Genomic DNA, 4900 nt, shown 5'->3' with positions numbered 1-4900 from the left:
CCCGCGTCCCGCAGCTGCCGCGCCGCAGTTAAATCGGGATACATATAGGGCATTACGATGAAGCCTTCTTTAGCCAACGCTTCCGTGGCCTTGATTGTTTCGTAATTATCGGGCAGCAGATATTTGCTGTCGCTGATGACTTCGACTTTTACGAAATCCGTTTGGCACAGCTCCCGCGCCAAACGGGCGATACGCACGGCTTCGTCGGCGTTGCGCGCGCCCGAAGTGTTGGGCAGCAGCGTAACGTGGGACGGCACGTAATCTAAAATATTTGCTAGCTCGCCGCCGTTGGCGCGGCGCAGCGCCAGTGTCAGCATTTCCGCGCCCGCCTGCTCCACAGCGGCCTTGATGAGCGCCAAAGAATATTTGCCGGAGCCTAAAATGAAGCGGGAGGAAAAGGCGCGGCCTCCCAAAATCAACTTGTCTTCCATAATTATGTTTCCTCCAAATCTAAAAGTAAGCGGGCGATAGTCAGCGCCTGGTGCGCGGCGGCGATGCCTACGCGAGCGCCGCATAAGGGCAAAGCTTCGATGGAGCTGCTGCCGTCGCCGCACAGATATAATCTTTGGGCTACGCGCCGCGTCCTAATTTCGTTGCCGCTGCCAAAGCCTGCAAGACCGGAGGCGGCGACAATTTTCGTATCGGGCAGTGAGCCGATAACGCCGTTGACCAGCATGGCCTTGCTGGCCGCGTTATCCAGCGCTTCGCAGACTATATCTGTCTTGGCTAAAAGCCGGGGAATATTTTGCTCCGTAAGCTTAACGATGCAGGATTGGTAAGCACCCCAGGGGTTGACGCGCAGCAGACGCTCGCGCAAAGCTTCCGCCTTATAGCGGCCGATATCCTCTAAAAAATAATACTGGCGGTTTAAATTGCCGGGCTCCACCTTGTCAAAGTCGATGAGCAGCAAGTGGCCCACGCCCAGGCGGGCCAGCCATGCCGCCGCGTTGCTGCCTAAGCCGCCGCAGCCTGCCACGGCTACGACAGCTTGCTGCAGCTTGCGCTGCTGCGCTTCCGCCAAACCCTTTTGCAGCGCGTTCTGCAATTCTGTCTGCGTCAGCATTTTAACCGCCTCCTACAAAGCTGACGATTTCCAAGCGGTCGGCGTCGCTAATAATCGTACCGGCGTAATCGCTGCGCTTGACGATAGCGCCGCCGCGCTCCACCGCCACCAACTGGGGCCTGTAGCCCTGGGCCTGCAATAATTCCAGCAGCGTTACGTGGTGGGGCAAAGAAATATTTTTCCCGTTGAGTACCATAGCACATCTCCTTTCGCAAAACAAAAAAGCTCATGAAGCAGCTACACCCGCGGTGGTGTACCCCTTCATGAGCTTTCGGCTCACTCTCAAAATAATATGCGATTATATTTTTATTATAGGCGATATTGACGCGCGCGTCAAGACGGTGAGAGGCATTCTTCCCTTAATTAGATAGGAAGGAATATTATCCGTAAAAATAATGCGCCCGCATATTTTTAGTACGCAGGCGCATCGGGAGTTTTAAACAGCTGCTTTTAAATGATTTTAGTGGTCCAGTCCTCGATATTCCAAACCTTATCCACCCAGCCTTCGTAAAATTCCGGCTCGTGGGATACCAGCAGCACGCTGCCCTTGAATTCCTTTAAGGCGCGCTGTAATTCCTCTTTGGCGTCCACGTCGAGATGGTTGGTGGGCTCGTCCAGCACCAGCCAGTTAACGTCCTTGAGCATCAGCTTGCACAGGCGTACCTTGGCCGCTTCGCCGCCGCTCAGCACGAATACCTTGCTGGTAATATGCTCGTTGGTCAGGCCGCAGCCTGCCAGCGCCGCCCGTACCTCGTAATTGGTCAGGCCGGGATATTCGTTCCACACGTCGTCTAGAGCGGTGTTTTCGTTCTTTTCCCGCTCCTCCTGCTCAAAATAACCGGGCTCTAAAAATTCGCCTAATTCAACGCTGCCGCTGACCGGAGGGATAATGCCTAAAATTGTTTTCAGCAGCGTGGTCTTGCCTAGGCCGTTGACGCCGCGGATAGCAATTTTCTGCCCGCGCTCTAAATTAAAGGTAACGGGACGGGTCAGAGGCGTATCCCATAGTTAAAGATACCGCACCAAACATAACAATGCCACGCTTATATAAACTTCAAATGCAAAAGCAAGCGTCTATCCAGAGCATAGGACAACGCTTGCCTTTGCATTATTCTTCAATCGTGAATGTCATCATTCTTTTAGCGATATGGTTGTGTGCAGTCTTAAATTCGGTTTTGAAAGAGGAAACTAAATCCGATTTATCACGCATCCAATAATCCATTAATTTTGTCGTATCAAAATATTGCTGATGGTCAAGAAACCATTTTTTGTATTTTTCTCTGTCCTTTTGTTGGCGATAATCCTCAGATAGAGGGCCGTGTTCGTTAAAATAATCCCAAGTGAATCCTACACGCTGTGCACCACCTGTCCAAAAATTATGATCTGCACCTAATGAGAGCAGGTAATCATAAATAACTTCTTCTGGACGTTTTCCGCCTGGTAGTGAAAGAATGTTTCCTAGATTATCTCTGGTTCGTTTGGGTATTTTGTTTAACTGCGCGTCTGTCACATCTCCATCAAAAACAATTAAGGTATTGCCAAAATATTGAAGGTCAGCCCCATAGAGGTTTATTAATTGGTCGCACCCTATCGTCACATCCAAGACCTCGACATATGGTAAATAGTCACCTACAATATGCGACAAGAACCAACGAGCTTCAGCATCTTCCGAATACAGTTTTATTTTATTGCTGTTTTGCACTATTGAATTAACCATCAAGTCACTCTCAATCTCTGTGAACGGAGTATTGCGCTTTATTTCTAACTTTCGATTGGCATTAGTTAAATAATACAGTTCAACTTTATTGTTCGCAGATTCATCGTGACTATTATATGCAGTTCGTCCACAAATATCCTTTAAGAAGCTGAGACTATGTGTAGTAAGCACGATTTGGATTTTGTTTTCTTTTGCTTCTTGAATAAAAAGTTTTATTAACTTGCTCTGAGCAGCAGGATGCAATGTCGCATCAATCTCGTCAATAAGCAATATTCCGCCTTGCCACTGTTCACCCTGTTCTTCTCTGAGCTTTCTAAAGGACAATATAGCCAACAAAATTTGACCGAGGTTATCTTGACCAGATGAATTTGTCAGATAATCATATTGATCTGTACTAATGCCTATACCGCTTTTCTTGTCTGTTTCGCCTATGGAATAGTTTGTAATTTCTTGCAAATCACTTTGCATAGATAAAATGCTCGTATATTTTTCGATAAACCACCGCTTGTGTTCATCTGATTTAAACACAATGCTTTTGGTGGATATAGAAGTACCTTGTGATTCTCCGATTGGGAAAAGTCGAGATAATCCTAAATATAGAACTGGATAATTGAATTTCGCCTCTGTTTTTTTGCCATCATCCAACTTTTTAAAGGGAATAACTCTAAAACGTTCTTCATGTGCAGGCTTATTTTCTGGAAGATTGTTGGTGCCTTCCGAATGCGAATCTCCCGTTACTGTCTTTTTTCTATACTTATCTTTTGTTTGCCAAGCCGTCCTAAAACTCCGATAATCAATTTCATTTCCATTCTCATCACAAAGAGTGATTTGAAACCGATCTGCACCTATATCATCAAATTTGCGACTTCCTTTAAATAGTTCGCTAAACTCTGCGCGAAATGCGCGAGAGGAATATGTAACGCCATCTTTCTTCTTTAGTTCACCTGAATTTGCAATCATCCCCAAAATGGTCGATTTCCCTGTAGAGTTTCTACCGCTTAGCACTGTTAAATACTCTCCAAGAAGAATGGTCTGATTGTGAAAAAGCCTAAAATCGTTAATCTGTATCTTTTTATACATCTTTCGTAGTCCTTTTTATATTTTTGATAAATGGAAATCTGGCATACAAGCTAGTATTTCTTCTGAAGCCGGAATCAGTTCCGGTGACTTAAATATCATTAGTTCTGATCCCTTTCCTTTGTTGGCCGCACTATAATTTAAAGTGTATACCCCTTGAGGAAATCCGGCATAGATTTTACGTAATTCTGGCACATCATCGTATGTAATTATCCATTGGCATTTAACGCCGTTGATTATCCTAGATGCGATTTTAGAATGATCGGACGGCGAGAGGGCATTTTTATAAAGTCGTTGACCATTTACATAATAAGGCGGATCAAAATAAACAAAGGAAGAAGTTGGATACCGTGGGATTATATTATCTATAAAACTCCGAATATCTTTATTGTAAACAGCTATTTGCTTCCTGTATTTTGCAATTTCTTCAATGCGTTGCGTCAATATTACGGGATTATATCGAGCATTCATTAAGTAGTTACCCGTTTGTTCATATCCGCCTATAGGCCCGGCAGTTAAGATTCCAGAACGATTCGTTCTGTTAAGATAAAATACAGCAAATCCCAAATCAATAGAATATGTTCTATTCCTTGTATTGTATATCTCCTTTTGATGTCTCCATTCGTCAATGGTAAGCGGAACGTTTTGTATTCGATCAATCAACTCCTGCGGTGATTCTTTTAATGCCCTCCAGAAGGAATAGATGGCCTTATCATAATCATTAATTACAATTTGTTTGGCTGTTCCATTCAAAAGTAAATCTAGTGCTACACCTGCACCCCCTGCAAATGGTTCGATGTATGTTATATTCTGTTTTTTACTGTTTTCGATGATTAATCGAATCAAGGGAGCTATTTTGCTTTTTCCACCAGGATAGCGTAAAGGAGAGTAATTCACTAAATTCACCTCTTTTCATCGAATGATTAAATATAAATTTTATAACAGATTAAATAAACGCAATTTATCAATAAGAAGTTGGTAATTTGATTTTTTTAATTCGCATTCCCAAATACGCAGAACTTTCCATCCGCGTGCCTCAAACA

4 protein-coding genes and 2 pseudogenes are annotated in these 4900 nt (G+C 44.3%); all 6 read right to left on the bottom strand.

Annotated features, from left to right (window positions below; all coding sequences use genetic code 11):
- Positions 1 to 431 (bottom strand): annotated as a pseudogene (locus QZ105_RS10140) (thiazole synthase); the annotation flags it as partial.
- A 2-nt stretch (positions 432 to 433) separates the two neighbouring features.
- Complete coding sequence (gene thiF / locus QZ105_RS10135) at positions 434 to 1063, bottom strand: sulfur carrier protein ThiS adenylyltransferase ThiF (protein WP_293729802.1); 630 nt, start codon at positions 1061 to 1063, stop codon at positions 434 to 436.
- A gap of 1 nt (position 1064) precedes the next feature.
- Entirely contained in the window at positions 1065 to 1259 is a 195-nt protein-coding gene (gene thiS, locus QZ105_RS10130; protein ID WP_293729801.1) for a sulfur carrier protein ThiS, read from the bottom strand.
- A 254-nt stretch (positions 1260 to 1513) separates the two neighbouring features.
- Positions 1514 to 2068 (bottom strand): annotated as a pseudogene (locus QZ105_RS10125) (ATP-binding cassette domain-containing protein); the annotation flags it as partial.
- 103 nt (positions 2069 to 2171) lie between these two features.
- The gene (locus tag QZ105_RS10120; protein ID WP_293729800.1) at positions 2172 to 3860 is read right to left on the bottom strand and encodes an ATP-binding protein; all 1689 of its coding nucleotides are present in this window, start codon (positions 3858 to 3860) and stop codon (positions 2172 to 2174) included.
- Between the two features lie 15 nt (positions 3861 to 3875).
- On the bottom strand, positions 3876 to 4754 hold the full coding sequence (locus tag QZ105_RS10115; protein WP_293729799.1) for a DNA adenine methylase: 879 nt from the start codon (positions 4752 to 4754) through the stop codon (positions 3876 to 3878).
- Positions 4755 to 4900 lie beyond the last annotated feature (146 nt).

The sequence above is a fragment of the uncultured Phascolarctobacterium sp. genome (assembly GCF_905212365.1).
GTDB lineage: Bacteria > Bacillota > Negativicutes > Acidaminococcales > Acidaminococcaceae > Phascolarctobacterium_A.
Note: the sequence above shows the minus strand (reverse complement) of the source record. Positions and strands in the feature narration are given on the sequence as shown.